The organism is Arthrobacter roseus, assembly GCF_016907875.1.
In the GTDB taxonomy this organism is placed as follows: Bacteria; Actinomycetota; Actinomycetes; order Actinomycetales; family Micrococcaceae; genus Arthrobacter_J; species Arthrobacter_J roseus.
In genome coordinates, this window is the sequence record NZ_JAFBCU010000001.1 from 2,704,557 (window position 1) to 2,730,440 (window position 25,884).

Consider the following 25,884-nt stretch of genomic DNA (forward strand, 5'->3'; position numbering starts at 1 on the left):
CCGCGGCGCCGGGTCCTCCTGTGTCTCTGGCAGAATGAGCAAAGTGACTGCCAACACACTCGCCATAGACGTTTCCACGATCACTCGTACCTACCGGGTCGGCAAAGGACGCCGGGCCAACGAGGTAACAGCCCTGGCCGGAGTTGACCTGCAGGTTCCGCGCGGCGAGGTACACGGACTTCTGGGACCGAACGGCGCGGGGAAGACCACTCTCTGCAAAATTTTATCCACCATCCTGCTTCCCACCACCGGTGCGGCCGCCGTGATGGGACACGACGTCGTTGATGACACGGAATCTGTTCGCCGGCTCATCGGCCTGGTCCTCGGCGGGGATCGCGGGCTGTACGGGAAACTCTCCGCAGTGAAGAACCTCGAGTTCTGGGCGGCAATGTACGGCGTCCCAGCCCGAGAAACTGGCGCGCGAATCTCCAGCATCCTCGAACGCGTTGGCCTCGAAGCGACCAAGATACCCGTAGACCGCTTCAGCCGCGGCATGAAACAACGCCTCCACCTCGCACGCGGGCTCATGGCCGACCCTGCCGTTCTGATCCTCGACGAGCCAACCATCGGCATGGACCCCGTCTCCGCAACCGCTTTCCGGGACCTGGTCAAAGAGGTCCAGAATGACGGCGCCACAGTACTGATCACCACCCATGACATGGCCGAAGCCGAAGCAGTCTGCGACCGCGTGTCCCTCATCGACAACGGTGCCATCCTCGCCACGGAAAGCCCCGCCGCTCTCAGCAGGCTGATCAGCACCTTCGAACGCATTGACGTGGACGACGCCGGATCCGCCGCCGCCGAGCTCGCGGAGGCCTACGCACGGCACCCAACGGTGGCAACCGCCGTCGTACTTCCCACCGGGGTGCTGCGGATTGAAACCAAGTCCGATGGGGCCGTCCCAGCATTGATCCGTGACCTGTTGGACCGCGGTTGCAGCGGCATTCGTGTTGGCGCTCCGTCGCTGAACGAGGTGTACGTGAACTTGATCGGTAACCGTGGGATGAAGGTGTGATGCGGGTCTTCCTGGCGGGGGCAGTGCTGCAGGCCCGCCTGCTGTGGAAGTCACCGTTCGAAATGATCATCCTGTTCACTCTGCCGCTCCAGACGGCCGCGTTCCTCTCCATCTTCCGTTTCGCAGACCGCGGCGACCTGGACATCTACGCGATCATTGCGCCCGCCCTGATCGCGCTGTGGTCCATGGCGTTGATGATCTCCGGCGAAGTCATTGCCCGCGAGCGGGAAAACCAGTCATTGGAATCGTTGATCGCCTCCCCCGCACCACTGAATCTGGTGTTGTTGGGGCGCATCTCGGCGGTAACAGTGATCAGCATGCTCGGTTTCGTGGAATCCATCCTGACCGGCTGGCTACTCTTCGGCGTCACCCTTTCCGTCGGCTCGCCGTGGGTGCTGCTGCTGACCATTGGGACGACGGCGGCCGCTACCGCCGGAACGGCCATCATGATGTCGGTGGTGTTCATCATGTCGCGTTCGCCGCGGATCTTCCAGAACTCGTTGAGCTACCCGTTCTACCTTCTTGGCGGAATCCTGGTCCCCGTGACCGTGTTTCCTGTATGGCTGCAGTGGATTTCACACGGCGTTTACCTGTACTGGTCCGCTGACCTGCTGCGCGACTCCGTCCACGCCGACCACGTAGAAAATTGGGCCGGGCGAACCGGGATGATTCTGTTACTAGGCACGCTGACTTTCGCACTGGCCAGTCTCCTGCTGCACCGGACCCTGCTGAAGGCTCGGGGAGAGGGAAAAATTGGTGTCCTCTGAGACTCTGCCTCTCACCCCCACCGCCCGTGTTCCCTCGACGTGGCGAGTCTTCCGCGTCTCCGTCCGGGCCGGTATCGAAGACTACAAACTCAACTACACCGTCACGTCCTGGATCTTCGGCTGGCTAATGCGCCTGATGGTGGAAGTCCTCTTCTTCGCGCTGATCGGCGTCCTCCTGCAGAACCCGGAAGTCACCATGTTCCTGGTGGTGGGGCGCGGGCTATTTCTGGGTGTCATGGAAATGATGTGGGTCATCCAGTCGACGGCCTGGGAACGATACACCGGGACGCTGCCGTTACTGGTCAGCGCACCGGGGCGGGTATGGCCCGTGTTTGCCGGCCGAAGTACCCAGTGGTTCCCGTCATCGCTGATCACCTCACTCATCGCCCTGTTCGTTCTGGCTCCCGCGCTGGGAGTCCGCTACAACGCCGCTCAGGCCGTCGTCGTCGTACTGGGGCTTTTGGTGTCCGTGGTGGGGACGTATGCGCTGGCGCTGGCGTGTGCGTCTGTGGTGTTGCGCGGCGCGCAATACCGGAACCTGGCCAGCAATGTGGTGCACGGGATCATGGCGCTGATCTGCGGCATCAACGTGCCGGTGGACTTCTGGCCCGGCTGGGTGCAGGGGTTTGCGCAGATTTTTCCGGTAACTCACGGGCTCGGTGCCGTCCGGGCTGCCCTGGACGCACCGGATGCAGCTTTTGCCGTGGCCTGGCCCGGGCTGCTGCTGGCCCTCGGCGTCGGGTTTGTGTGGCTGGTGCTCGGCGCGCTGCTGCTGGAACAGTTCGCGGCATCGGGCCGGCGCGATGGATCGATTGATCTCGATGACTGAGCCTTCCTCGTCTCGCCAGGGTTTGCTCCGGCAAAACCCAGCTTTTGTCAGGTTCTGGGTGGCTTCCACCGTCTCCGACTTCGGCACTTACATCACTACGGTGGCGCTATCGGTACTGATCCTCGTGGTTCTGAACGGGACAGCTGTGGACCAGGGTTTGGTCAACGCCGCGCGATGGGCTCCCTATCTGATGTTCGGGCTCGTCGCCGGAATATGGGTGGACCGGACCAGAAAACGGACAGTGCTCGTTGCCGGAGATCTGGGGCGCGGCCTCGTCCTGGCGGTTCTCTGCATTACGGCGATTGTGGGCGTGCTCAGCATTCCGGCACTGCTGGTATTGATGTTCCTCTTCGGCATCCTCGCGTTGATGAGCGATGCCGCTTACCAGTCGTTCCTCCCCCAATTGGTACCCCGGCCGCTCCTGGTCAAGGCGAACGCACGACTCCAGCAAAGCGACACGGTGGCCCAAACCAGTGGTGGAGCCATCGCTGGCGGTCTGGTCGCGTTGGTCAGCGCTCCCTTCGCGCTTCTGATCGACGCCGTTTCCTACTTCTTCTCCGGGGCTGTGCTGCTGTCACTTCGCAGCCCGATTCCGGAGCAGCCCGCCCCTCGCGGCGGAACTGTCAGTAGCAGGATCGCCGAGGGGCTGCGCTGGGTCTACGGGCATGAGTATCTGGCACCCATGGCCTGGACCACGCACCTCTGGTTCATTGGCTCAGCCATGATGGGCACCGTTGTCCCCGTGCTGTTGCTGAAGGACCTGGGCATAGGTGCACTTGGGCTGGGGTTGGTGACTGGTTGCGCAGGCATTGGCGCTGTCATCGGAACCCTCATATCGACAGGGCTCGGCCAACGCCTTGGAACCGGCTGGACCATCATTGCTGCGGCTCTAATCCAACCGTTCGCCGTCGGCCTGATAGCGCTGGCGCCGCTCCTCGATACGGGCCCTGCCTCCCCCGGATCTCCCGCTGAGTGGCCACCGCAGTTGTGGGGCGCCTTCGCTCTGGCTGCCAGCGGTCAACTGCTCTTTGGCTTTGCACTGGGAACCCAAGGACCACTGGAAATGGGGTACCGGCAGGCGGTGACGCCAGACAGACTCCTTGCGCGCATGAGCGCCACCATGCGGTCCATCAACCGCGGCATGATCGTCGTGGGCGCGCCTCTGGGCGGAGCGATCGCCGCCTCCGCGGGGACCGGAACAGCACTGTGGATTGCCTCCGGCATCATGCTCGTATCCTCTGTGTCTTTACTCTGTTCGCGCGTTCGACACGCCAATATCGACGAGCAACTCCTCACGGACGACGCCGCGCGGGAGTAGGGATGTCGGTGGGTCGTGCGGCGACCAATGGTCACTCGTGGTTGGAATAGATGGCGCTATACCAACGCAGACTGACCAATCGTCAGCCGTGGCTTCCACGCTTCATGGATCTATTTCACTTGCGGGACATGCGACGATTAACCCATGTCTCCTTCGATCTCTTCCGCGTCCCTGACAGGGGTCCCGGAGCGGTCGCTTTCAGCGGAAATTACCCCGGACGGCCCCTACAGTCTTCGCTCTTCCATCGGGGTACTTCAGTGCGGTACCCACGACCCTTCGTTTCATTGGCACGACGACGCCGCGTGGATCGCCTTTCACACAGAAGAAGGAGCTGTGACACTGCGGCTGCAACACATCGGCGGCCTCAATAGCGCAATCGTCAGGGCACGTGCGTGGGGGCCAGGGGCCGCCGTCGCGCTTGAATCGGTACCCGCGTTGGTGGGTATGGACGACAATTGGGACACTTTCGACAACCCCGAATTCCATTCGACGCTCCCCGATCTTGCCGTCAAGGGCCGCTACCTGAATCCCGGGCTTCGGCTACCGTCCACTGGCCGAGTGCTGGACACGTTGGCCCGGGTCACGCTCGAGCAGAAAGTCACCGGCATCGAAGCCAAACGAGCTTGGCGCTACCTGCTCCACCGGCATGGCGATCCGGCCCCAGAAGCTGGCCACGCTGCGCCGTCGCACCTTCGACTCCCGCCAACCGCACAGCAATGGCGCGCCATTCCATCCTGGGAATGGCACAAGGCAGGCGTCGACAGCAAGCGTTCCGCCACAATCCTCGAAGCCGCACGACGAGCTCCCGCACTGGAGCGGCTGGCCGCCGTGCCATCGGACGCAGAGTTGCGTCGCAAACTGCTAACTGTCCCCGGCATCGGCCCCTGGACCGTCGCCGAAACCGTTCAACGCACACATGGCTGTCCCGATTCGATCTCCGTTGGCGACTACCACTTGGCGGCTTATGTAGGCGCGGCCCTCACCGGCCGCCGGACGGATGACGCCGGCATGCTGACTCTCCTTAAACCGTGGGCCGGGCAACGACAGCGCCTGGTGCGGATGCTTTATGCGAGCGGATTTCGGAAACCAACCTTCGGCCCGCGACTCGCGCCGTCGGACCATCGGCACCGCTAATCGACCGCACGGCTATGCTCGTGCTCATACGGGCGGCCCCCGGACCGTCGTAAACCCAAGGAGAGGACAGGCGATGACTGCTTGGCCAGGCGGTATCAGTGCCATCACGCTATTTGTCGAAGACCTGAACGTTGCCAAACGGTTTTACCAGAATGCGTTCAACCTTCCCATCCATTACGAAGATGATGACTCAGCAGTGTTCAGATTCGGGGAGACCCTGATCAATCTGCTCAAGAATTCTGCAGCACACGAACTGATTGAGCCCGCGATCGTGGAAACGAGCAACTCGATCCACCGATCGCAGTTCACTCTGCAGGTCAACGACGTCGACGCCCAATGCAGCGAGTTGACGTCCCGCGGTGTTGAACTCCTGAATGGCCCCATAGACCGGCCGTGGGGAATCAGGACCGCCAGCTTCACAGACCCTGACGGTCACATCTGGGAGATCGCCCACTAGACTCTGAACTGCCTGCTAGCCGCAAATAGTGATCATCCCCCATAGCCGGTTCACTGACTCATGAGGAGACGCAGCATGAAGGAAACCGCAGTCTTTGCTGGAAGTGCCGGACACGACTTCGCCGATGAAATTTGCGGTATTTTGGGACGGCCATTGAATCCATCGAGGACCCAGCGGTTTGCCAATGACTGTCTGGAGTCCCAGCTCTTGGAGAACTGCCGAGAGCGCGACGTATTCATCGTGCAGCCGTTGGTGTACCCAGTACAAGAAAATCTCATGGAATTGTTACTCATGGCCGACGCTGCCAAAGGGGCATCCGCCGGTCGCATCACTGCAGTTATTCCCCACTATTCCTATGCCAGGTCTGATAAGAAGGACGCACCTCGGATTTCTGTGGGAGGAAAGCTTGTCGCCAATTTGTTGAAAACGGCTGGCGTCAACAGAGTCCTCACTATGACGCTTCACGCGCCACAGGTCCAGGCATTCTTCGACGTTCCTGTCGATCATTTGCACGCGCTGAGGGAACTCGCGGCGCATTTCACTTCGTCGGACCTTTCAAACACAGTTGTGGTTTCCCCGGACCTCGGCAACGCGAAGGCCGCGACTGCGTTCTCCCGTCTACTCGGCACTTCCGTAGCGGCGGGAGCAAAAGAACGATTTGAAGATGACAGGGTAGTCATCACTTCAATCATTGGCGATGTGAAGGACAAGGACGTAATCATCCTTGATGACGAGATTGCGAACGGCAGCACGGTCCTGGAGCTTCTGGACCATCTAGAATCGGCTGGCGCTCGAGACGTACGTGTTGTCTGCACCCACGGCATCTTCTCCAATGGAGCTGTCTCACGCATTGCCGACCATAAAAACGTAACGGAAATCGTGGCTACAAACACGGCCCCGATTGGCACCGAAAAGTTGCATCCAAAGTTGACCGTAATATCTGTCGCTAGCGCATTTGCGGAAGCCATCCGCCGGATCCATACGGGCGAATCGGTGAGCGAATTGTTTTAGCTGCTGGGCGCCGACATGATCAGTCGAGGTCGATGCTGAGTAGACGGTCGTCTTCCGGGGCCGGGTCTCCGCGCCCGTCAGTGTTGTTGGTGAGCATCCACACCGCACCGTCCGGAGCAACGGTGACGTCTCTGAGTCGGCCATATTCGCCGACGAAGTGCTCGGTGGACGTTGACGGGTCGGACAGCGGGACTTCGCGGAGTCGTTCGCCGCGCAGATTCGCAATGAAGATGGCGCCGTCGGTGACGGCTATGCCGCTGGGGCTCGCCTCGGATGGCTCCCACTGCTGCACCGGGTCCACGTACCCGTCCTGCTCCGCGATGCCCTCCACCTCAGGCCAGCCGTAATTGCTGCCTGCCTCGATGATGTTTAGCTCATCCCAGGTGCTCTGCCCGAACTCCGAGGCGTACATCGTGTCGTCTGTTGCCCAGGCGATGCCCTGAGGGTTGCGGTGTCCGTAGCTATAAACGAGTGAATCGGGAAACGGGTTGCCCTCCGGCACGGCACCCTCGGCTGTCATTCGAAGAATCTTTCCGCCGAGGGAATCGAGGTCCTGGGCGTTGTCAGTGTTTCCGGCGTCGCCCGCCGTCGCGTAGAGCATCCCGTCAGGACCAAACGCGATCCGGCCGCCGTTGTGAATGCCCGCAGACGGAATACCGTCGAGGATCTTCTCGCGTGAGCTCAGCTCCAAGGACCCCGCACTCCCGGTCAGTTTATAACGTCCGATCCGGTTCTCCCCGGCACCAGTGCTGTAAGCGAAAAGGTATCCATCCTTGACTGTGATGCCAAGCAGACCGCCTTCACCATCCCCTTCGACCCCTCCGACCGTTCCAACCTCGCGGGTGTTTCCGTCCTGATCCAGTTCGACGATCCGCGCAGAATCGCGTTCGCTAATCAGCGTGGTGCCTTCGTGGAACGCGATCGACCACGGTACGTCCAGACCGCCCGCAATGGTTTCAGGCTCCGCCAGCCGGGAGTTTGCCGCGGCCTGGGATGAGGCCTGTGCATGGTCAGTGTCTAGCGGAGTTGTGCAGGACGTCAACGCGGTACAGGCCAGCATCGCAACGCAGGCCCGCCCTATCGGTCCTCTCACGGTCATGTTGGCAGACCCAGACGTTTCACAGCTTCCTGCCGCATCTCCACCTTGCGAATTTTTCCGGAGACCGTCATGGGAAAGCTCTCCCGGATGTCGATGTAGCGGGGGATCTTGAAACGGGCGAGTTTGCCACTACAGAAGGCAACGACGTCGTCCGCCACCAGCGGGCCGACGTCGGGCTTGAGAATGATGCAAGCCATCAGCTCCTCGCCGTATCTCTCGTCCGGCACCCCGATCACCTGGACATCCTGAATCGCAGGGTGCCGGTACAGGAACTCCTCGATCTCACGCGGATAAATGTTCTCACCGCCGCGGATCACCATGTCCTTGATCCTGCCCTCAATGCTGACGTAACCGTCGTCGTCCATCCGGCCAAGGTCACCGGTGTGCATCCAGCCATCCGCATCGATGGCTTCGGCCGTCTTCTCGGGTTGGTTCCAGTAGCCCAGCATGACGCTGTAACCGCGCGTGCACAGTTCGCCAATCTCGCCGCGCTCCACCGGCTCGCCCGTCCCAGGATCGACAATCTGCGACTCGAGGTGCGGCATGGTGCGGCCCACCGTCTCCGTGCGGCGCGCCACCGAATCATCAGATCTGGTCATCGTGGAAACCGGCGAGGTTTCCGTCATGCCGTAACAGATGGCCACCTCCAGCATGTTCATTTCATCGATGACTTGACGCATGACCGACGCCGGACACGGCGAACCGGCCATCACACCAGTACGCAGCGTTGACAGGTCATAATCCTTGAAGTTTGGCAGCGCCAGTTCGGCAATGAACATGGTGGGCACCCCGTAAAGTGACGTACCGCCGTGCTCCTGCACCGCCCGCAGCGCCTCGTCAGGTTTGAACGAGCGCCCCGGGATGATGGTCGCCGCACCGTGCGAGAGCGCATTCAGGTTCCCGATCACCATGCCGAAACAGTGGTAAAAGGGCACGGGCAGAACCACGCGGTCCCGTTCCGTGTAGTTCATGAGCTCGCCAATGAAGAACCCATTGTTGAGAATGTTTCTGTGCGTCAGGGTGGCGCCCTTGGGAAAACCCGTTGTCCCCGACGTGTACTGCAGGTTGATGGCGTCATCGGCGCTCAGCGTGTCCATCCGATGGGACAAAACGGAAGGTTCGACGTCGGACGCCCGGGCCAGCACCGAATCAAAACTGGACTCCCCCACCACCTCAGCATGGCCGCTGTCTCCATCGATGAACACCAGGTCAGTCAGTTCGGGGCAGTTCTGCCGCGCTTGCCTCGCCATGGCCGGGTAATCACTCGATTTGTCCCCTGGCGCCAACACCAGCATCCGCATACCGCACTGCTGCATGACGAACTCCAGCTCGTGGGTCCGATAGGCCGGATTAACGTTCACCAGAACCACACCGATTTTCGCGGTCGCGTACTGCAGAATGGTCCACGCCGCACAGTTCGGCGACCAAATACCCACCCTGTCCTCGGCTTCAAGACCCATGGCCAGAAGTCCGCGCGCCAGCTTGTCGACGTCGGCATTGAACTCCGTGTAGGTCCAGCGCCGGCCCGTGGCTACCTCTATCACGGCGTCTCGCTCCGCGTGCAGCGTGACCATACGCTCCAGGTTGTGACCGATTGTCTCTTCCAACAACGGTTGGCTGGATGGTTCAGAAGTATAGGACTGCATAAGTGAACTCCTTCGTTGCATGCGCTGACACTACTCTGCACGCTACCCAGCGCGGCTCAGAAAAAGAAGAATCATCGGCTCAACCGCCAAAAAGCATCCTTAAAACAAAATCCTCCGCACCGGCGAACCGGTACGGAGGATCCAGGAAACTACTTGCTGGCGAGCTACTGTGCCCGATTGCCCTCGGGCTGCTCGGCATCTACTGCCTCAGCGGGCTGCTGTGCGGAATTCTCGGCCTCGGCCTGCTGCTCCGCAACCTGCTCATGCACGGCCTTCATGTCCAGACCCTTGACCGCGTCCACGAGCTCCGTGAACTGGGTGGCGTTCAAAGCTCCGGGCTGCGAGAACACCAGAACCTTCTCGCGGAATGCCATCAGCGTGGGGATGGACGTGATCCCCGCTGCGGCAGCCAACGACTGCTCCGCTTCGGTGTCCACCTTCGCAAAGGCGATGTCATCGTGCTTCTGTGAAACTGCGTCGTATACCGGCGCGAACTGCTTGCATGGACCGCACCATTCGGCCCAGAAATCAACGAAAACAATGTCATTGTTTTCAACGGTGTCGGGGAAGGTTGCCTCGGTAATATCGATGGTTGCCATATTTATACGCTATCTCCCATGCCCGGCGGTGTCTTCCCCTGTTCGCTCCCGATGAATATTGGCTAAACCGTTGCTGGTTCATGTGTCAGCAGAAACTTCCGGCCACCGAGCACCACGAGAGCACCGATGACGACGGCGAGCGCCGCTGCCAGATACGCGTACTGAGGCCCGAATCCCTCCCCTAGCTTTGCTGCCAGGAACGGGGCCAGTGCGCCACCCATCCAGCGGACAAAGTTATAACCGGCAGAAGCCACCGGACGCGGAGCATCGGAAACTTCCATGGCCAGTTCCGTGTAGAGGGTGTTGTTGATACCCAACAGCGCGCCGGAAACCACCACCAGGACGACGACGCCTGTCACTGATCGTTCGGCGGCCATGGCGAGTCCGATCAGGACAAGAGCGAGAGTACCGAGAGTGGCCAACAGTGTACGGGTGGTGCCCATGAGACGCTGCAGGAGCGGGGCTATCAGAACAGAGAAGATCGCTACCATCAGGCCCCATCCGAAGAACACTGCGCCGATACCGTAGGCATCCATGCCGAGGACAAACGGGGTGAAAGCGAGGATGGTGAAGAATCCGTAGTTGTAGAACAAGGCGCTCGAAGCGGTGGTACGTAGGCCTTTGTGGCCCAGTGCCCGCAGTGGATCCTTGAGGGAGGTCTTCACCGCTGGCGGTGGCGTTTTGGGCAGCAACACGACGAGCGCGATGAACGCGGCGGCCATCAGCGCAGCAGATCCAAAAAATGGTGCGCGCCACTGCCACCCGCCCAGAAGCGCTCCGAGCAGCGGGCCCAACGAGATTCCGAGCCCCAGAGCGGCCTCGTAAAGGATGATGGCGGTGCTTGCGCCGCCACTGGCAACGCCGACGATGACGGCCAGCGCGGTTGCGACGAAGAGCGCGTTGCCCAGGCCCCAACCTGCGCGGAATCCAATCAGCGTGCCGACGTCGTTCGCCGTACCCGAGAGCGAAGCAAAAACAACAATGAGGGCGAGCCCTCCCAGGAGGGTCTTCTTACCGCCGATACGTGAGGAGACGACGCCGGTCACCAGCATCGCGACGGCAGTCACCAGGAAGTAGCTCGTAAAAAGCAGCGATACCTGGCTGGGTGTTGCGTCAAGATTCGTGGCGATGGCGGGAAGAATAGGATCCACGAGTCCGATGCCCATGAAGGCGAATACCGCAGCCAGCGCAGTAGCCCACACTGCCTTGGGCTGCTTCAACAAGGAAGCCTTCTCATGATTCAGGGATTCTTCGGCTGCATTGGCAGTGTGGGTTGTCACTCGTTTTCCTAACGCCTCTCGAGGGCTTTGCTGTTGAGCTTTTCGATGACGGGGATGGCGGCAGCCAGAGCGGCACGCTCTGTATCGGTGAGCGGCTCCAGTAGTTCTGCCATGCGGGCATTGCGCAGAACGTTGGCAGCGTTTAACTGCAACTGACCTTCGGAGGTCAGATTTACCTGAACCGCGCGGGCATCCTCTGGATCCTTGTCTCTGCGCACCAGGCCAGCTTTTTCCAGTTTGATGATTTGCTCCGTGGCGGAGGGGACGCGAATGCCGAGGTTCGTGGCGATGACGCTGACACGACTGCCGGAGACAGCCATATTCAGGATGCTGACCTGCATGATGCTCAGCTCACTGCCCGTGTCCAATGAGCGGCTGAGATACACGGCGTGCCGGAGCGAAGAGCGGAACGAATCCGCGAGGATCTTCAGCTCGCTGCTTGTCGTCATAGTTAGGTAGCCTAACAGTTAGGTTACCTTTGCATCAAGTTGACCCTGTGCCAGATAGAACGCGAAATCATCGTAGGGATCACCCCAGGCTGACTCGCAGCGCTTGATTCGCTTCACCCGGTGAGCCTCAACCCATACGTTGTGCGCCGCGAGCTCATCATCCACCCAGTGCACGAGAACGCTTTCCCTTGTCCACGCGACTGCTTTCGCGTCAAGGTTCATACCGTCACCGCTGACGTGCACATAGGGCTCCCGGCGGTAGGTCGCTCTGCTGATATGGGGTGAATCCACCAGTGAACTTGTCATGCGAGATACCCTGCCATCCGACTGTGACATTTTGATCCCACCCGTTCCTTGGGCCGCACCCGGGGCGAGATCGGGGTTTCTCCGCCGAAGTCACCCCGCACAACCCGTGCTCGCGTGGGCTAGGGGTGACTTCGGCCGGATTGGAGGAGTGACTCGACACGAAAAAACCGCCCCAGTCTTGGACCAGGACGGCTCATTCTATGTTCGGTGGCAGATACTGGATTCGAACCAGTGAAGGCGATGCCAGCTGATTTACAGTCAGCCCCCTTTGGCCACTCGGGTAATCTGCCGAACTTCTTCTGACGAAGAAACCCACGCCAAAGTGCGGGCAAGACAACTTTACAGAAAATGGGGCGCAGAATCGAATCCAGCTCTTCGACGCCCTGGATCCACTATAAACCGCGTGCTATACGCCCCTCAAGCTGCGCCACAAAGTGGTCTGCCTGACCGTCAGTCACCATGCCCATCGAAACGGCGTGGTCCAGTTCCGCACGTACCCCGTTGATGCGTTCGTGGGCTACTGCTGCGGTGCCCGGAGCAACGCAGTCCGGCTGGATTGTCGTCACCGGAGCCGCAGCACCTGCGGTCGTGAAGCCTGTCAGGGATACAACGGAGGCCGCCGTAAGTGCCGATCCCGCCGCGAGCCGCGCGAGGCGGACGCTATAACGGTTGCGGTGTCCATCGAGATGTGGGTCGTTATCCATGTCCCAGACTCTCGCATGCGGAGGTGACATTCAGCTTCACGGAAGCTGAACGTCAGCAGTGGAGATTCCAGCCGTACGCATACCCACAGGCTAGGCTTGGGAACAGCGAATCAACTTCAACCAAGGAGAAACCATGGCCAGCGAATCCACGTTCGACGTCGTCAGCAAAGTGGACAAACAGGAAGTGGCAAACGCCCTCAATCAGGCACAGAAAGAAATCGCCCAACGCTACGATTTCAAGGGCATTGGCGCCGAAGTGGACTTCAGCGGTGAAAACCTCCTGCTGAAAGCCAACTCGGAAGAGCGGGTCAAGGCAGTCCTGGACGTCCTGCAGTCCAAGCTCGTCAAGCGCGGCATCTCCCTGAAGTCCCTCGAGGTCGGAGAGCCGTACGCCTCCGGCAAAGAGTACCGGATGGAAGCCACGATCAAAGAGGGCATTGAACAGGACGTGGCCAAGAAGATCAACAAACTCATTAGGGACGAGGGGCCCAAGGGCGTCAAGTCTCAGATTCAGGGTGATGAACTGCGCGTTTCATCTAAATCCCGCGATGACCTACAGGAGACCATGGCGCTGCTACGCACGTTCGACGAGACGGATCTTCAGTTCGTCAATATGCGCTAGCTCCGCGGGATCGGATCACCGGCAGGACCATCGGTGTCCTCAGTTTCAAGGCGTGGATCGCTCATGATTTCACCCATCCACGATGCTACGACCCACTGGTCCATGACGTGTTCAAGGATGATGACACCGGTATTCCCGAGCCAGCTCTGCGCTGCGAAGTCTGCCTGTATGTTGAGTGCCCGAGCCGCAGCCCACGCCCGGATCATGGCACCGTGGCTTACCATGGCGACTGCATCGTGGCCGCCGTCGAGCGCTTCCTGCACCACGGCGTCGAACCTTCCGAGCGTTTCATGACCGTCCGGGCCGCCAGGGACCCGTCGGTCCAGCTTACCCGTAGCCCACCCGAACACAGGCTCAAGGTACCTGCGGTGGGAATCAGAGTCTCCGGCCATTTCGAGATCGCCGCCGCCGATTTCCCGGAGCCCGTCGCGAATCTGTAGTTTCAGACCACGAGCAGCCGCGAGCGGCCCGGCGGTCAGCTGAGCCCGCGTCTGATTAGAAGCAAAGAGTGCATCGATGCGTTCGTCAACCAACGCTTCGGGGATTGCAGCGGCCTGTTCGAGCCCAATGTCCGTCAAGCCGGGGCCTGGCACAGCGGTATCCAGGAGCTGGAGCACATTGTTGGGAGTCTGACCGTGTCGAATCAAGATAAGGCGCATGATTTCGATTCTACCTACCCGCAGTCAGCCCAGCTGCCTTCCGGCCATGCCCTCCAGCCGGGTGATGCGTTCGGCTATGGGTGGGTGGGAGGCGAACAATCGGCGTAGCCCAGGCCCGCGTCGAAACGGATTCGTAATCATGAGGTGAGAGCTGTTGACCAAGTCCTGTCGCGGCGGCAACGGCGCCTGCTGGGTTCCCTGTTCGAGCTTGCGAAGGGCCGAAGCAAGGGCCAGCGGGTCACCCGTGAGCTTGGCGCCATCCTCGTCGGCGTCGTATTCCCTGGTCCGTCCGATGGCCATCTGAACCAGAGCTGCCGCTATGGGAGCCAAGATAACCATGGCGATGGCCACGAGTGGATTACCACCTCCTCTGTCACGGTTGCCACCAGCGAAGATACTGAAAAAGTAGAAAAGCTGGCCCACCGAGGTGATAACTGAAGCGACGGCAGCAGCCATGGAGCCGGTGAGAATGTCCCTGTTATAGACGTGCATGAGTTCGTGGCCCAGAACTCCGCGCAGTTCGCGGTCGTCAAGGATCCGCAGGATTCCCTCGGTGCAGCAGACTGCGGCGTTCTCCGGGTTGCGGCCCGTTGCAAAAGCGTTGGGGGAGAGCGCCGGGGATATGAAGAGACGCGGCATGGGTTGCCCGGCCTTCTGGGACAGTTCACGCACAATGGCGAACATTACCGGCGACTGGGACTCAGTCACAGGCATTGCCTTCATGCTTCTGAGGGCAACTTTGTCAGAGTTCCAGTAACTGTACGCGATACTGCCGAGGGACAGGACGCCCGCGATGACGATGATCCAGTAGTTGCCAAAGTAGGCGGCAATAGCCCAACCAAACAGCAGGAATACCGCTCCAAGTGCTGCGAAGAGCGCAACAGTTTTGAGTCCGTTGAAGTGGTTACGCATGTACTTCCTTTCCGTGCCGTCGTAATCAGGGCTCCGGATGCTGGGCATCGTACTGTGCGAACCGGGGTTGCCTACGATGCAGAATATAAACTAGAAGGATGCACAGCAGCCCACCGACGACGGCGGCCCACCCTTCCCCGATGAAGGACGCTTCGGTACCGGCAACCATATCTCCAAGCCTCGGTCCGCCGGCTACCACAACAATGAACACACCCTGCAATCGGCCGCGCATGGCGTCAGGGGTGGCGGACTGTAGGATCGTGGTCCGGAAAACGGAGCTGACCGAATCAGAAATTCCAGACATCACCATGATCAAAGCAGCAGGAATGATCCAGATCGACATAGCCGAGTGGTCGGTGCGGCCAGCCAGCACGACGACGACGCCGAAGGACGAAACGCACAGACCCCAGGCGACGATGGACCACAGGACGGCCGCGCCCTGGCGACGCACGTGCCCGAGCGGCCCGGAAAACAAGCCCGCCAGGACCGCGCCGAGCGCAACAGAACCGAGCAGAATTCCGACCGTCAGCTCGCCGCCGCCGATCATGATTGCACCGATGGCCGGTAGTAGCGCCCGAGGCTGTGCCATGACCATGGCAGCCAGATCCACCAGGAATGTCATGCGAATATTGGGGCGGGTCGCGAGGAATCGAAAGCCTTCCACCACGGACTTGATGCCAGCCTTGTGAACTTCGCCCTCGGGTCGCATCGCCGGGAGCCGGAACAGTGCCCAGAGCGCCGCGGTGAACGTGAACACGTCGATCGTGTAAGTCCAGCCATAGCCCACCTGAGCCACTAGAACGCCCGCGAGCAGGGGACCCACGGTCATGCCGAGGCCAAAAGTGACCATGGTCAGTGCGTTCGCGGCGGGCAGCAGCTCGGGCCGGACTAGCCGCGGGATGATCGCAGTTCGGGCGGGTTGATTGATCCCTGCCGCACCGCTTTGGATGGCAATGAGACCGTAGAGCAGCCAGATATTCTGCACGCCCATCCAAGCCTGCACTGCGATAGCAATAGTGGTCCCCCACAGGACGAACGCCGAGATGAGAGCCACCCGCCGTCGGTCGTAGGCATCGATTACCGAACCGCCGTACAGGCCGGCGACAACGAGTGGCAGTAGCGCGAAGAGCCCGAGCAGCCCCACGTAGAGGCTGGACTCTGTCAGGGCGTAGATCTCGAGGCTGACCGCCACCAGTGTGAGCTGGGTTCCCACGGCAGAGAGCGACATGCCAAAGAACAGGCGGCGAAAGTCAGGACTTTCGCGCAGCGGCGTCATGTCGGCTAGGAGTCGGGGCACCGGTTGATAATACCCAATGATTCATCGATAGCTTCGATCAGCCGCGAACTCCCCAGAATCCGAAAGTGGCCATCCACTTCTACCTGAACGTTGTGTGCACCTGGCAATCTGCTTCCCCCGGGAATGTGCGGATCGAAGCGAGCATAGATCGAGGTGATGTGCTGGTTGATCTCCCGTTTCTCCTGAAGACTGAGTAGGGCAGCGTTTCTCGGCGACAGGTCCCGCACCCCGGGTAAAAAAACGTAGCCTGCGTAGATAGAACCGGCAAAGGGAGTGTTGACAGCGATCATGTGTTTGATGTGTTTGCCGGCACGGCCCGCCATCACGTATTTGCCGACCAGCCCGCCCTTGCTGTGAGCAATAATTACCACCGAGTCGAGCGAATGTTTCTCCACGTAATCCGTGACGGACACGGCCAACGACTCCGCCGATTTCAGGTTGTATCCCAGCGGCTCGACGACGTGCACTTCATATCCACGGTCGTGGACGTGATCAACCAGCCGCTTCATGAACTGCCACCGTTCATAGATGCCGGGCAGGATGAGGATGGGTGGATACTTCTTCGTGTTCCCGGCACTACGTTGAGTTGGCGTCGATCCGCCGTCGTACCGCTGCTTGTAGTCATCGAAGTCAGTCCGGAACAGGACTGCGTGCGCCTGCCAGAAGAGAACGTAGGCATAGTCCAGCAGCCAAGAGAACGCCCGGCTCACGACGCTCACCGGGGCGCGGCCGCTTGGAGGCATAGCCGGGCTACCGCCTCTGGTTCCTTGTACATCAACACGTGCGGCCGGTCTGCAAGTTGCGTGATGACCGCCTGTGGACAGGCATCCCGAATTCGCTCCAGCCAATCTGCGGGCGCAATCGGATCCTTGCCGCCGCTGACCAGTTGAATGGGGCACCTCACACCGGCCAGAGTTACTTCGATGCGATTTTCGAGCATCTTCCGAACCGTCCGGAGATACCAGGGCATGCCTGCCCGTAGATAGTCCGTGAAGACGATCCAATTCACCGCGGCGCTCTCCCTCAACGTGTCGAGTCCCAGCATCAGTGCCTGGCCGATGACAGTGCGTCGTTGATCATTAACGGTAGGCCCGAGCAGAACAATGGCACTGACGACTCCGTGACTTCGAGCTGCGAGGGCAGCCGCAACCTGAGCACCCATGGAATGCCCAACGACGACGGCGTGCGTGATCCTCAGCTGGTTCAAAGCCTTTTCAACAACGTCCGCGAAATCCTCGATGCTTAGGGCGTTGCTCGGTTTGGGAACAGCCCCGAAACCGGGAAGTTCCACGGCGTAGACCAAGCCATGCCGGGACAGCACTTTAGCGAGGGGCTCGAAGTATCTAACGGAGGTGCCGATGCCGTGAATCAGCACATACGTCACCCCTCCGGACCCCGCTTGATGGATGTTGATCCGTGTTTGTCCGACGGTCAGCGTATTCACGTCCGCCCATGTGTTGTTGCCCATTGATGCACACCTTCTTTCATAGGGCACTCGCAGCGCGTACTGCTTCCACTATCTTATTATGATTTACTCATAATAAGTGATTTACTGGGTGCATGGCCATAGCAAATGTAACCCAGGACACTGTGGCATCACAGTGGTCTGACGCCCTGCATGCCAAAGACCGCCGTGTCACCAAACAGCGTCTCGCCGTCCTCACCGCTGTCGATAACTCCCCTCACAGCACTGCCGAGACCGTGACGGAAAGTGTTCGGGGTCAGTTGCGAGACATTACCGTGCAGTCTGTTTATGTGATCCTCGCGGACCTCAGCGATGCCGGGCTCCTCCGCCGCATCGAATCCCCGCACTCTCCGGCCAGATATGAAACCAGGGTGGGAGATAACCACCACCACGCCGTCTGCACCTCCTGCGGCCGAATCGAAGACGTAGACTGCGCCGTCGGGCACGCGCCTTGTCTGACCCCCCAGACAACCCACGGTATGACCATCCAGGTTGCCGAGGTCCTCTACCAGGGACTCTGCGGCGACTGCCAACTAGACCAACGGTGACTCTCGCCGGAAAACCAAGAAGAACTAGAAGGAGAATAATGACTGCGAATTACACCACAACACAGTCAGGCGCACCGATCGCCAGTGACGGACACTCTCAAAGTGTGGGAGCCGACGGTGCCATCCCGCTGACCGATCACTACCTGATCGAAAAGCTGGCGCAGTTCAACCGCGAACGAATCCCCGAGCGCATTGTCCATGCCAAGGGCGGCGGCGCCTTCGGTACGTTCGAAGTCACCGAAGACGTATCCCGCTTCACGCGCGCTTCAGTCTTCCAGCCCGGCACGAGCACCGAAACCCTGATCCGCTTCTCCTCAGTTGCAGGCGAAGCTGGCTCACCCGATACCTGGCGCGACCCTCGCGGATTCGCCCTGCGCTTCTACACCGAAGAGGGCAACTACGACCTCGTCGGAAACAACACACCGGTCTTCTTCCTCCGTGACGGCATCAAGTTCCCGGACTTCATCCACTCCCAGAAGCGCCTGCCGGGATCAAACCTGCGCGACGCCGACATGCAGTGGGATTTCTGGACCAACTCTCCCGAATCAGCACACCAGGTGACCTGGCTGATGGGCGAGCGCGGCATGCCTCAGGACTGGCGCCATATGCAGGGCTACGGATCTCACACCTACATGTGGATCAACGCCGACGGCGAGAAGGTCTGGGTCAAGTACCACTTCAAGTCCAATCAGGGTGTTGAAGGCATGAGCGACGACGACGCCGTCACCATGGCAGGCGAGAATTCAGATCACTACCTCAGCGACCTCTACGAGGCCATTGAGCGCGGCGACTTCCCGTCCTGGGATCTTCACGTACAGGTCATGCCGTACGAGGATGCAAAGACGTACCGCTTCAACCCCTTCGATCTGACCAAGATCTGGCCACACTCCGATTACCCGCTGATCAAGGTCGGTAAGCTGACGCTGAACAAGAACCCGGAGAACTACTTCGCGCAGATTGAGCAGGCTGCCTTCAGCCCAGCCAACTTTGTTCCGGGCATCGCCGCTTCGCCGGACAAGATGTTGCAGGCGCGCATTTTCTCCTACGCTGACGCGCACCGTTACCGTGTGGGCACAAACCACGCCCAGCTCCCGGTCAATGCCCCGAAGAGCCCGGTGAACAGCTACACGAAGGACGGGCAGGGCCGCATGTCCTTCAACTCTGCGTCCACTCCGGTGTACGCGCCGAGTACCCAGGGCGGCCCCGTGGCCGATCCCGCGCGGCATGGAGGGCACGGCGGCTGGGAGAACGACGGCGAGCTGACGCTCTCCGCCCACTCACTGCACGCTGAGGATGACGATTTCGGCCAGCCCGGAACCCTCTACCGCGAGGTCTTCAATGATGCGCAGAAGGCGGGCCTCCTCGAGACCATCACCGGCGCTGTCGGCGGAGTGCAAAGTCCGGAGATCCGCGAAAACGCCATCCAGTACTGGGCAAATGTGGACGCGGACCTTGGTTCCAAGCTCCGCGCGAACCTCGGTAGCGTTGCGGTCTCGGAAGCGGAAGCAGCCAACAAGATCTAATAACGACCAGCACGCACGAAGAAGGGGCCGGGTTCCAGTGGAACCCGGCCCCTTCTTCATTATCCTGCTAAGCTGGCGAAAAGCTGGATAATTACCCTGAGTAACCGATAACGCCTCTGAGGACCAACGCGTCCCGAGGACCCATCGCGGTGAAGCTGGCATTATCCGAAGATTCCGCACACGGGTGAACCTCACCCCAACGCTCGGCGATGTACGGGCATGGCCCCCTTGACGGGCCTGAAAAGAACGAAGTAGCTGCGCGTCCGTGCGGCCGATGAGCGGGATCACGAGACTGAAGAGGAGATCGTGGATACCGGACTGTATCAATTGAGTGCTGGGGCAGTAATCCTGCTCTTCGTCGCCATCTATGGCGGCAGTTTCCTGATGTCTTGGTACATCAGCAAAAAGAAGGAGAACGCAGACGGCTACATGACAGCCGGTAACAAGATGGGTTTCGGAATATCCGCAGCCAGCATGACGGCTACTTGGATTTGGGCGTCTTCGATGTACGCCTCGGCCACGGCCGGCTACACCTACGGCATTTCCGGTCCCATTCACTACGGGCTCTGGGGCGCCCTGATGATCCTCTTCATCTACCCGTTCGGTAAACGAATCCGCGCAGTAGCGCCGAAGGCCCACACCCTCGCTGAAGTCATGAGGGTCCGGCATGGGCGATCGAGCCAACTGATGCTCGCGGGATCAAACGTTGTCGGCAGCGTCATCAGCCTCACCTCCAACTTCATTGCCGGTGGAGCGCTCGTGGCCCTTTTGTCGCCCTTCAGCTTCACGCAAGGCGTCATCGCTGTGGCAGCCGGAGTCCTGCTCTACACCTTGTGGTCAGGCTTCCGCGCGTCCGTACTCACCGACTTTGCGCAGGTTGTGGCCATGCTGGGCGCCGTCGTCATCATCATTCCGGTGGTGTTCTTCGCCGCTGGTGGACCAGCAATGTTTGAACAGGGTGCCGCGAATCTCACTCCGCAGCAAGGAAACTTCTTCTCCAGCGATGCCTTCCTCAACCAGGGCGCACCCTACATTGCAGCTGTCCTGGCCTATGCGATTGGTAACCAGACCATCGCGCAGCGGCTGTTCGCTGTCAGGGAGGACCTCATCAAGAGGACCTTCATCACGGCTACCGTCGGTTACGGCGCAACGGTCATTGGCGTCGGAATGCTCGGCGTCATGGCACTGTACCTAGGCATCACGCCCACCGGCGATGATGTGAACAACCTCATTCCCCAAATGGCCTCCACATATTTGGGCCCAATCATGCTCTGCCTGTTCTTCGTCATGATCCTCGGGGCCCTCTCCTCCACAGCCGATTCTGATTTGTCGGCGCTCTCGTCCATCATGATGGCCGACGTATACGGGCAGAACGTTGGGAAGAAGACCGCCAACCCCAAGACCATGCTCCTCATTGGACGCATCACGATGGTGGTGGCGACCGCCGCCGCCCTAGTCTTCGCCAGTCAACAAATGAACATCCTCGATCTGCTGGTTTTCGTAGGCGCGCTCTGGGGTGCACTGGTATTCCCCGTGCTCGCAAGCTTCTACTGGGACAAGGTCACCAACAAGGCATTCACGGTCTCTGTTATCGCCGCACTTGCGGTCTTCATCCCGGTCCGGTTCGAATGGTTCGAAGTGAGCGGTGTGACAGGGATCGCCCTGGACATCCTGTCAGTGATCGGGATCGGCGTGGTCCTAGGACTCATGGCGTTCGGGTTCTTTGGTTTGAAGCCGGCAAAAATCGTAGGCGTCGTTGCGGCACTGATCTCAGCGCCGTTTGTGATTGGATTCCTCCACGATTACACCGTACTGACCGGCTCTCTTGCGGCCTATGCCGTCAGCACCGTGGTCTGCTATTTCATGTCATTCCGCAGCACCGAATCATTTGACTTCGACGTCATCAAGGAACGAATCGGTGACTTCGATACACGGCCGGAGACCATGGTCGACGAGGACCCGGACGAAGACTTCGAACCAGCCGGCACCACAGGCACAAGATAGAGAGAACATCATGGAAACACTACTTTTGACCATTTACGTACTCATGTGGCCAATTATCGTTGCTGGCACACTTTATACGCTGTGCCGCGGATTCCTGAAGGACTGGCTGCAGGCGCGCCGAGATGGCGAGCGCATCATCTAGTCTGGTGAGCGCCAGCCTGCGGGAGTGGCTTCACGCCTACTCCCGCAGGCTGCGGTCCAACGACGCCAAAAAATTCTCCATAGCCTTTGCCCACGTTTCGCGGGACTGCTCCTGCACACCACTGATGACGTACGAGAACTCAATGCCGTACAAAGTGGACACCAGGAGCCGGGCTTCGATGCGAGCTGGTGCGGAATCGATGCCCTGGTTCTTCAGCCACCGAGTCACAAACGATACCCAATAGTTAAAAATCTTGACTGCAGTACCGCGGGGCCGTTCCAGTGTGGGGTCTTGCATGGCAGCCTCGAAAGCGAGTCGCTGCGACTGGCGATGACGCTCATCCAGAGAGCGCTCCAGAATGAAGTTTGCGTGCTCTCGAAACCCCTCGACAGTCAAATCTGCCGAGACCGGCCGCAGACCTTCGTTAAGTCGCACTTCGACAAAATTTACAATCTCATTCAGGAGCTGTTCTCGGTTACCAAAATGGTACACGAGCACATAGCTGCTGATACCGAGACCATCAGCGAGCGTCCTGAAGCTGAGGTCGGACAAAGGCTTGTCCTGAAAGTAGTCCAGAGTCTGCGAGAGGAGCTCAATCTTGCGTCCTGGCGAGGTGGGTCGTGCCATTCCTCCATGCTAGGCCAAATTGGATAAAATTCAGCACAATCGTCCAAATGTCGTACGAAATTCCTGCATTTGGTCCAAACGGCGTCGGGCCCCCGTTCACGATGAAAGGGGGCCCGACGCGTTGGTGCGCGATGTCGCTACTAGAGCTAGGGAAATACTAGCCTTTACGACGACGGTTTAGGAAGAGCACTGCAGCACCCACCGCCAGGAGGAGGAGTGAGCCGCTCACCAGACCGACGGTCTGCGCTCCGGTCCTTGCCAGCTCAGCTTCCCCACCGGTCACCGGAGGTGTTGCTGGAGCGGACGTGGTCGGTGCAGGAGTTTCCACAGGAGCGGGCGCGGCCGGAGCCGGGGTTTCCGTCGGTGTTGGAGTTGCGGACGTGGTCGGCGTTGGGACAGGGGCCGCCTCGATCGGCGTTTCCGTCGGCGTCGGAGCTGGCGTTTCCGTCGGTGCCGGGGTAGGTGTCGCTGTTTCCGTCGGCGTCGGGACCGGCGTTACTACCAATTCTTCTACCATTACGCTCTGCTCGACCGAATCGATATCGGCGTGCTCTGCCACCAGTTCGCCATCGGCCAGGTAAAGACGCTCGAAAACCACGAGGCTCTTACCGGCTGTTTCCTCGGTGAGTATGAACTCCAGCGAGATGGTGCCATCCGTTACTTCCGCTGTGAACGTTGCCTCGCTCTTAATTCCAGTGGGCAGGTTCGTTGCTTTGTCCATGAGCTCGCCCTTGACCGTGTAGACCTGACCAACAGTGAGTCCGCTATAGCGAACCTGGTCAACAACCACGCCGTCCGAGGACACTACCTTGTCACCATCGGCTTTATCTGTTGCCGTGGTGCCCAGCTCCGGGGTAACCACCGTAGGGGTGGTCCACGAGAGGCTGATCCTGTCCTGCATGGCAACGTAGCTATCAGTCTGTGCCATCACCATGGACTGGGTACGCTCGGCGGCACCAACGAACAAGCGACCGGCAACAGGTGCCGCGTTGATTTCGGCGATGATGTTGATTTCGCCTGCTTGAGTGTCGGCAGGAACCTGAGCGAAGATCGGCTCGCCAAGGGGAGGTGCCTCCAGGTTGATCGTCTCTCCCTGGGCATTAACCAGTTCGATGTCGTCTCGGTCCGCACTCAGGGCCGTAACATCTCGGGTTGCTTCGATCAGGAACGGGCCCACCAATTCGCCTACTATTCCCTCAGGATTCTCGACCGTCAGGTTAATGGCAGCAGCCTCGGGCTCATCCGCCAGACCCACATTCACAGCATCGTCCGTGAGGTAGGTGTACAACCGGCGTACATCCGAATCCGCGTGCTGCGACTGCACCCCGGCAACCTGACGGAAACCCATGCCGTCTGAATAATGCCAGATCGCGGCCTGCGTGGCCGTAACGGCTTCCTTTTCAGTAAGACCGTCGTGGAAGTGACCGGATTCGACAGCCGCATCGACAGCGCCTGCCACTGCGTCTACATCGATTGCCGGGTAGGAATTATTCAGGATCCAGTTGACATACTCAGCGTTTTCCGTGAAGTCGTTGCTACCGGGCATTTGCCCCCAGCCGACTTCACTCATCGGCGTCTCGTTGACGCCCGAGATCTGGTATTCGACGCAGTAAGCCTGGTACCGGTCACCCGTTTCAGTCCGGATGTTAAAGGTGTTGGTGGCTACTGGAGAGCCGAGGTTATGATCGATGGAGTAGCCGGTGACAGCTGCACCCTCTAGGTACGCTTCCCCCGCGGCAGAAGCCGCCGGTGCAGTCAGGGCAGCCCCTGAAACAGCTAGCCCAACCGCCGCCATGAGCGCCCCCGCACGGCGCCCTCCCCCACGGACGTCGCCCAGTCGTCCAAATGTCCGCATTTCTACATGACTCATCGATGTTTCCTCAGATTGTTGAATGGCACCCGTCGTGGGCCCCGCCAACATCGAGAATAACAGCAGTTATTATATTGTCCGTACTGTTTACCAAATCGTTACCTAACGTGGGTAACGCTGCCTTACTGGTCGTCCTTCTGCCGAGAAATTCTGACGAGCTCCTCCCTCGGCACCACCTTTACGCGCTCGCGTTTGATCTGAGCCAGCCGGTCATCAGCCACTCCGCTGGGATCCCCACGGCGATAGTTTTCCCCCAACGACTGCTCGTGGGCATCCAATCTCCGCCAGCCCTCCCACGTGGTGTACTCCACACCCCGCCTCTCGAGAAGAGTAGTAACTGCGTCCTCCGACGGATCCGTGGGTCCAGGCAAGTTGAGACGATCTTCTAATAGACAACCAACGGTCTCCAACGCATCACCTTTGGTATGCCCAATCAGGCCGACAGGCCCACGCTTGATCCACCCCGTCGTATAGACCCCTGGAATTGGCTGTGACTGAGCATCAATAACGCGGCCGGCCTCATTGGGGACCACACCGCGCGCCGCGTCGAACCCCAGACCGGGGACCTGCGAACCGAAGTAGCCGACCGCTCGGTAGATAGCCTGCACCGGATAATCGATGAACCCTCCCGTGCCCCGAACGCCCCCTCGCCCGTCAAGTTCGTTGCGCTCGAATCGGATACCAGCAACTTTGTTGGAATCCTCTCCATCACCAGCCAAGATCTCTACGGGCGAATGCAGGAAGTGTAGATGCAATCTACGGGGAGCGCCGGAATCCTGCTCCTCGACCAGCCAATTGGTCAAAGTGTTGACCATGGTCCGGGTTTGGTTGTTTGTCCGCATCTGCTCGTCAGATCCTTCATCGAACACAAAGCCCTCTGGGTAGAGCACTATGTCAACGCCGCGCGAATGGCTGAGTTCGCGCAACTCCAGTGGCGTGAACTTCACCTGGGCAGGACCACGACGGCCAAAAATGTGGACGTCGGTGACGGGCGACGACTTCAGTCCCTCATATACATTGTCCGGGATCTCCGTTGCCAGGAGGTCCTCGGCGTCCTTGGTCAGCACCCTGGCCACGTCCAGGGCCACATTGCCATTTCCAATGATCGCAACCTCGCGGGCGTTGAGGGGCCATTCCCTCGAGACGTCCGGGTGGCCGTCATACCACGAGACAAAATCGGCAGCCCCGAAGGAACCTTCGAGCTCGACCCCTGGAATGTCCAGATCAGCATCGCGCACAGCACCCGTGGCAAAAATGACAGCGTCATACAGGCCACGAAGCTCCTCGAAATGAATATCGGAGCCAAAATTCACGTTTCCCAAAAAACGAATATCGCCCCGATCCAGCACGCGGTGCAGGGCGTTGACGATCCCCTTGATACGCGGATGATCGGGAGCAACACCGTAGCGGATCAATCCATACGGTGACGGGTAGCGGTCAAAGATGTCAATGCTCACCCCGACGTCGCCGTCGCGCACTTCCCTGGACTTGGTGAGAAGATCCGCGGCGTATATTCCCGCAGGGCCAGCCCCCACCACGGCAACGCGTAGCGGACGAGGGGCGGACGGGTCAGACGGGTCAGACGGCGTCATGCAGGGCAC

General features: G+C 59.9%; 27 protein-coding genes and 1 tRNA gene. 12 read left to right on the top strand and 16 right to left on the bottom strand.

The features are described from left to right. Positions 1-43 precede the first annotated feature (43 nt). From JOE65_RS13035 to JOE65_RS13065, 7 genes are all read left to right on the top strand, one after another. Entirely contained in the window at positions 44-1,015 is a 972-nt protein-coding gene (locus JOE65_RS13035) for an ATP-binding cassette domain-containing protein (RefSeq protein ID WP_205163602.1), read from the top strand. After that, a complete protein-coding gene (locus JOE65_RS13040) occupies positions 1,015-1,782 on the top strand; it encodes an ABC transporter permease (protein ID WP_205163603.1) in 768 nt (255 codons plus the stop codon). The genes JOE65_RS13035 and JOE65_RS13040 overlap by 1 nt, the downstream gene beginning before the upstream one ends. Further along, a complete protein-coding gene (locus tag JOE65_RS13045) occupies positions 1,772-2,611 on the top strand; it encodes an ABC transporter permease (RefSeq protein WP_205163604.1) in 840 nt (279 codons plus the stop codon). Before JOE65_RS13040 ends, JOE65_RS13045 begins: the two co-directional genes overlap by 11 nt. After that, positions 2,604-3,929 carry an MFS transporter gene (locus JOE65_RS13050; RefSeq protein ID WP_239536720.1) on the top strand — a complete coding sequence of 442 codons (1,326 nt, stop codon included), beginning with the start codon at positions 2,604-2,606 and terminating at the stop codon, positions 3,927-3,929. Before JOE65_RS13045 ends, JOE65_RS13050 begins: the two co-directional genes overlap by 8 nt. Positions 3,930-4,073: 144 nt before the next feature. Further along, on the top strand, positions 4,074-5,063 hold the full coding sequence (locus tag JOE65_RS13055; RefSeq protein WP_205163606.1) for a DNA-3-methyladenine glycosylase family protein: 990 nt from the start codon (positions 4,074-4,076) through the stop codon (positions 5,061-5,063). A gap of 73 nt (positions 5,064-5,136) precedes the next feature. Continuing rightward, positions 5,137-5,520: a VOC family protein gene (locus tag JOE65_RS13060; protein WP_205163607.1), complete on the top strand. Its 384-nt coding sequence runs from the start codon at positions 5,137-5,139 to the stop codon at positions 5,518-5,520. 75 nt (positions 5,521-5,595) lie between these two features. Further along, a complete protein-coding gene (locus tag JOE65_RS13065; protein ID WP_205163608.1) occupies positions 5,596-6,531 on the top strand; it encodes a ribose-phosphate diphosphokinase in 936 nt (311 codons plus the stop codon). 19 nt (positions 6,532-6,550) lie between these two features. Here the strand turns inward: JOE65_RS13065 and JOE65_RS13070 are convergent, their stop codons facing one another. The 8 genes from JOE65_RS13070 to JOE65_RS13105 all read right to left on the bottom strand — a co-directional run bounded on the left by JOE65_RS13070 (position 6,551) and on the right by JOE65_RS13105 (position 12,614). Next, a complete protein-coding gene (locus tag JOE65_RS13070; RefSeq protein WP_205163609.1) occupies positions 6,551-7,630 on the bottom strand; it encodes a PQQ-dependent sugar dehydrogenase in 1,080 nt (359 codons plus the stop codon). Continuing rightward, positions 7,627-9,276, bottom strand: a complete 1,650-nt coding sequence (locus JOE65_RS13075) for an AMP-binding protein (protein WP_205163610.1) — start codon at positions 9,274-9,276, stop codon at positions 7,627-7,629. The genes JOE65_RS13070 and JOE65_RS13075 overlap by 4 nt, the downstream gene beginning before the upstream one ends. A 164-nt stretch (positions 9,277-9,440) precedes the next feature. Beyond that, positions 9,441-9,875 carry a thioredoxin gene (gene trxA, locus JOE65_RS13080; protein ID WP_205163611.1) on the bottom strand — a complete coding sequence of 145 codons (435 nt, stop codon included), beginning with the start codon at positions 9,873-9,875 and terminating at the stop codon, positions 9,441-9,443. A gap of 62 nt (positions 9,876-9,937) precedes the next feature. After that, positions 9,938-11,155: an MFS transporter gene (locus JOE65_RS13085; protein ID WP_205163612.1), complete on the bottom strand. Its 1,218-nt coding sequence runs from the start codon at positions 11,153-11,155 to the stop codon at positions 9,938-9,940. Positions 11,156-11,163: 8 nt separating this feature from the next. Then, positions 11,164-11,604, bottom strand: coding sequence for a MarR family winged helix-turn-helix transcriptional regulator (locus tag JOE65_RS13090; protein WP_205163613.1), 441 nt, complete (start codon positions 11,602-11,604; stop codon positions 11,164-11,166). Between the two features lie 18 nt (positions 11,605-11,622). Further along, positions 11,623-11,910, bottom strand: a complete 288-nt coding sequence (locus JOE65_RS13095; RefSeq protein WP_205163614.1) for a hypothetical protein — start codon at positions 11,908-11,910, stop codon at positions 11,623-11,625. A gap of 208 nt (positions 11,911-12,118) precedes the next feature. After that, positions 12,119-12,200, bottom strand: a tRNA-Tyr gene (locus JOE65_RS13100). 102 nt (positions 12,201-12,302) lie between these two features. Next, positions 12,303-12,614, bottom strand: a complete 312-nt coding sequence (locus JOE65_RS13105) for a hypothetical protein (protein WP_205163615.1) — start codon at positions 12,612-12,614, stop codon at positions 12,303-12,305. Positions 12,615-12,747: 133 nt separating this feature from the next. On the opposite strand from JOE65_RS13105, the gene JOE65_RS13110 reads away from it, so the two are divergent. Further along, positions 12,748-13,236 carry a YajQ family cyclic di-GMP-binding protein gene (locus JOE65_RS13110; RefSeq protein WP_205163616.1) on the top strand — a complete coding sequence of 163 codons (489 nt, stop codon included), beginning with the start codon at positions 12,748-12,750 and terminating at the stop codon, positions 13,234-13,236. Here JOE65_RS13110 and JOE65_RS13115 read toward each other — a convergent pair. Genes JOE65_RS13115 through JOE65_RS13135 form a run of 5 tightly spaced genes read right to left on the bottom strand, consistent with a single transcriptional unit; the run spans position 13,233 to position 17,572 of the window. Continuing rightward, entirely contained in the window at positions 13,233-13,895 is a 663-nt protein-coding gene (locus tag JOE65_RS13115; protein ID WP_205163617.1) for a histidine phosphatase family protein, read from the bottom strand. The two genes, JOE65_RS13110 and JOE65_RS13115, sit on opposite strands and share 4 nt — an antisense overlap. Before the next feature lie 24 nt (positions 13,896-13,919). Further along, positions 13,920-14,807, bottom strand: coding sequence for a zinc metalloprotease HtpX (gene htpX, locus JOE65_RS13120; protein ID WP_205163618.1), 888 nt, complete (start codon positions 14,805-14,807; stop codon positions 13,920-13,922). Positions 14,808-14,832: 25 nt separating this feature from the next. Beyond that, on the bottom strand, positions 14,833-16,104 hold the full coding sequence (locus tag JOE65_RS13125) for an MFS transporter (protein WP_205163619.1): 1,272 nt from the start codon (positions 16,102-16,104) through the stop codon (positions 14,833-14,835). After that, positions 16,089-16,847, bottom strand: a complete 759-nt coding sequence (locus tag JOE65_RS13130) for an esterase/lipase family protein (RefSeq protein ID WP_205163620.1) — start codon at positions 16,845-16,847, stop codon at positions 16,089-16,091. Before JOE65_RS13130 ends, JOE65_RS13125 begins: the two co-directional genes overlap by 16 nt. After that, a complete protein-coding gene (locus JOE65_RS13135; RefSeq protein WP_205163621.1) occupies positions 16,820-17,572 on the bottom strand; it encodes an alpha/beta fold hydrolase in 753 nt (250 codons plus the stop codon). Before JOE65_RS13135 ends, JOE65_RS13130 begins: the two co-directional genes overlap by 28 nt. Positions 17,573-17,664: 92 nt before the next feature. On the opposite strand from JOE65_RS13135, the gene JOE65_RS13140 reads away from it, so the two are divergent. The 4 genes from JOE65_RS13140 to JOE65_RS15225 all read left to right on the top strand — a co-directional run bounded on the left by JOE65_RS13140 (position 17,665) and on the right by JOE65_RS15225 (position 21,786). Further along, the gene (locus JOE65_RS13140; RefSeq protein ID WP_205163622.1) at positions 17,665-18,117 is read left to right on the top strand and encodes a Fur family transcriptional regulator; all 453 of its coding nucleotides are present in this window, start codon (positions 17,665-17,667) and stop codon (positions 18,115-18,117) included. A 38-nt stretch (positions 18,118-18,155) separates the two neighbouring features. Then, on the top strand, positions 18,156-19,640 hold the full coding sequence (locus tag JOE65_RS13145; protein WP_205163623.1) for a catalase: 1,485 nt from the start codon (positions 18,156-18,158) through the stop codon (positions 19,638-19,640). A 306-nt stretch (positions 19,641-19,946) separates the two neighbouring features. Beyond that, positions 19,947-21,644 carry a sodium:solute symporter family protein gene (locus JOE65_RS13150; protein ID WP_420827510.1) on the top strand — a complete coding sequence of 566 codons (1,698 nt, stop codon included), beginning with the start codon at positions 19,947-19,949 and terminating at the stop codon, positions 21,642-21,644. Positions 21,645-21,654: 10 nt separating this feature from the next. Then, a complete protein-coding gene (locus JOE65_RS15225; protein WP_239536721.1) occupies positions 21,655-21,786 on the top strand; it encodes a putative transporter small subunit in 132 nt (43 codons plus the stop codon). A 36-nt stretch (positions 21,787-21,822) separates the two neighbouring features. Here the strand turns inward: JOE65_RS15225 and JOE65_RS13155 are convergent, their stop codons facing one another. From JOE65_RS13155 to JOE65_RS13165, 3 genes are all read right to left on the bottom strand, one after another. Continuing rightward, positions 21,823-22,413: a TetR/AcrR family transcriptional regulator gene (locus JOE65_RS13155; RefSeq protein ID WP_205163624.1), complete on the bottom strand. Its 591-nt coding sequence runs from the start codon at positions 22,411-22,413 to the stop codon at positions 21,823-21,825. Between the two features lie 157 nt (positions 22,414-22,570). Continuing rightward, positions 22,571-24,283, bottom strand: a complete 1,713-nt coding sequence (locus tag JOE65_RS13160) for a VaFE repeat-containing surface-anchored protein (protein WP_205163625.1) — start codon at positions 24,281-24,283, stop codon at positions 22,571-22,573. Between the two features lie 122 nt (positions 24,284-24,405). Continuing rightward, entirely contained in the window at positions 24,406-25,875 is a 1,470-nt protein-coding gene (locus JOE65_RS13165; protein ID WP_205164202.1) for an FAD-dependent oxidoreductase, read from the bottom strand. Positions 25,876-25,884 lie beyond the last annotated feature (9 nt).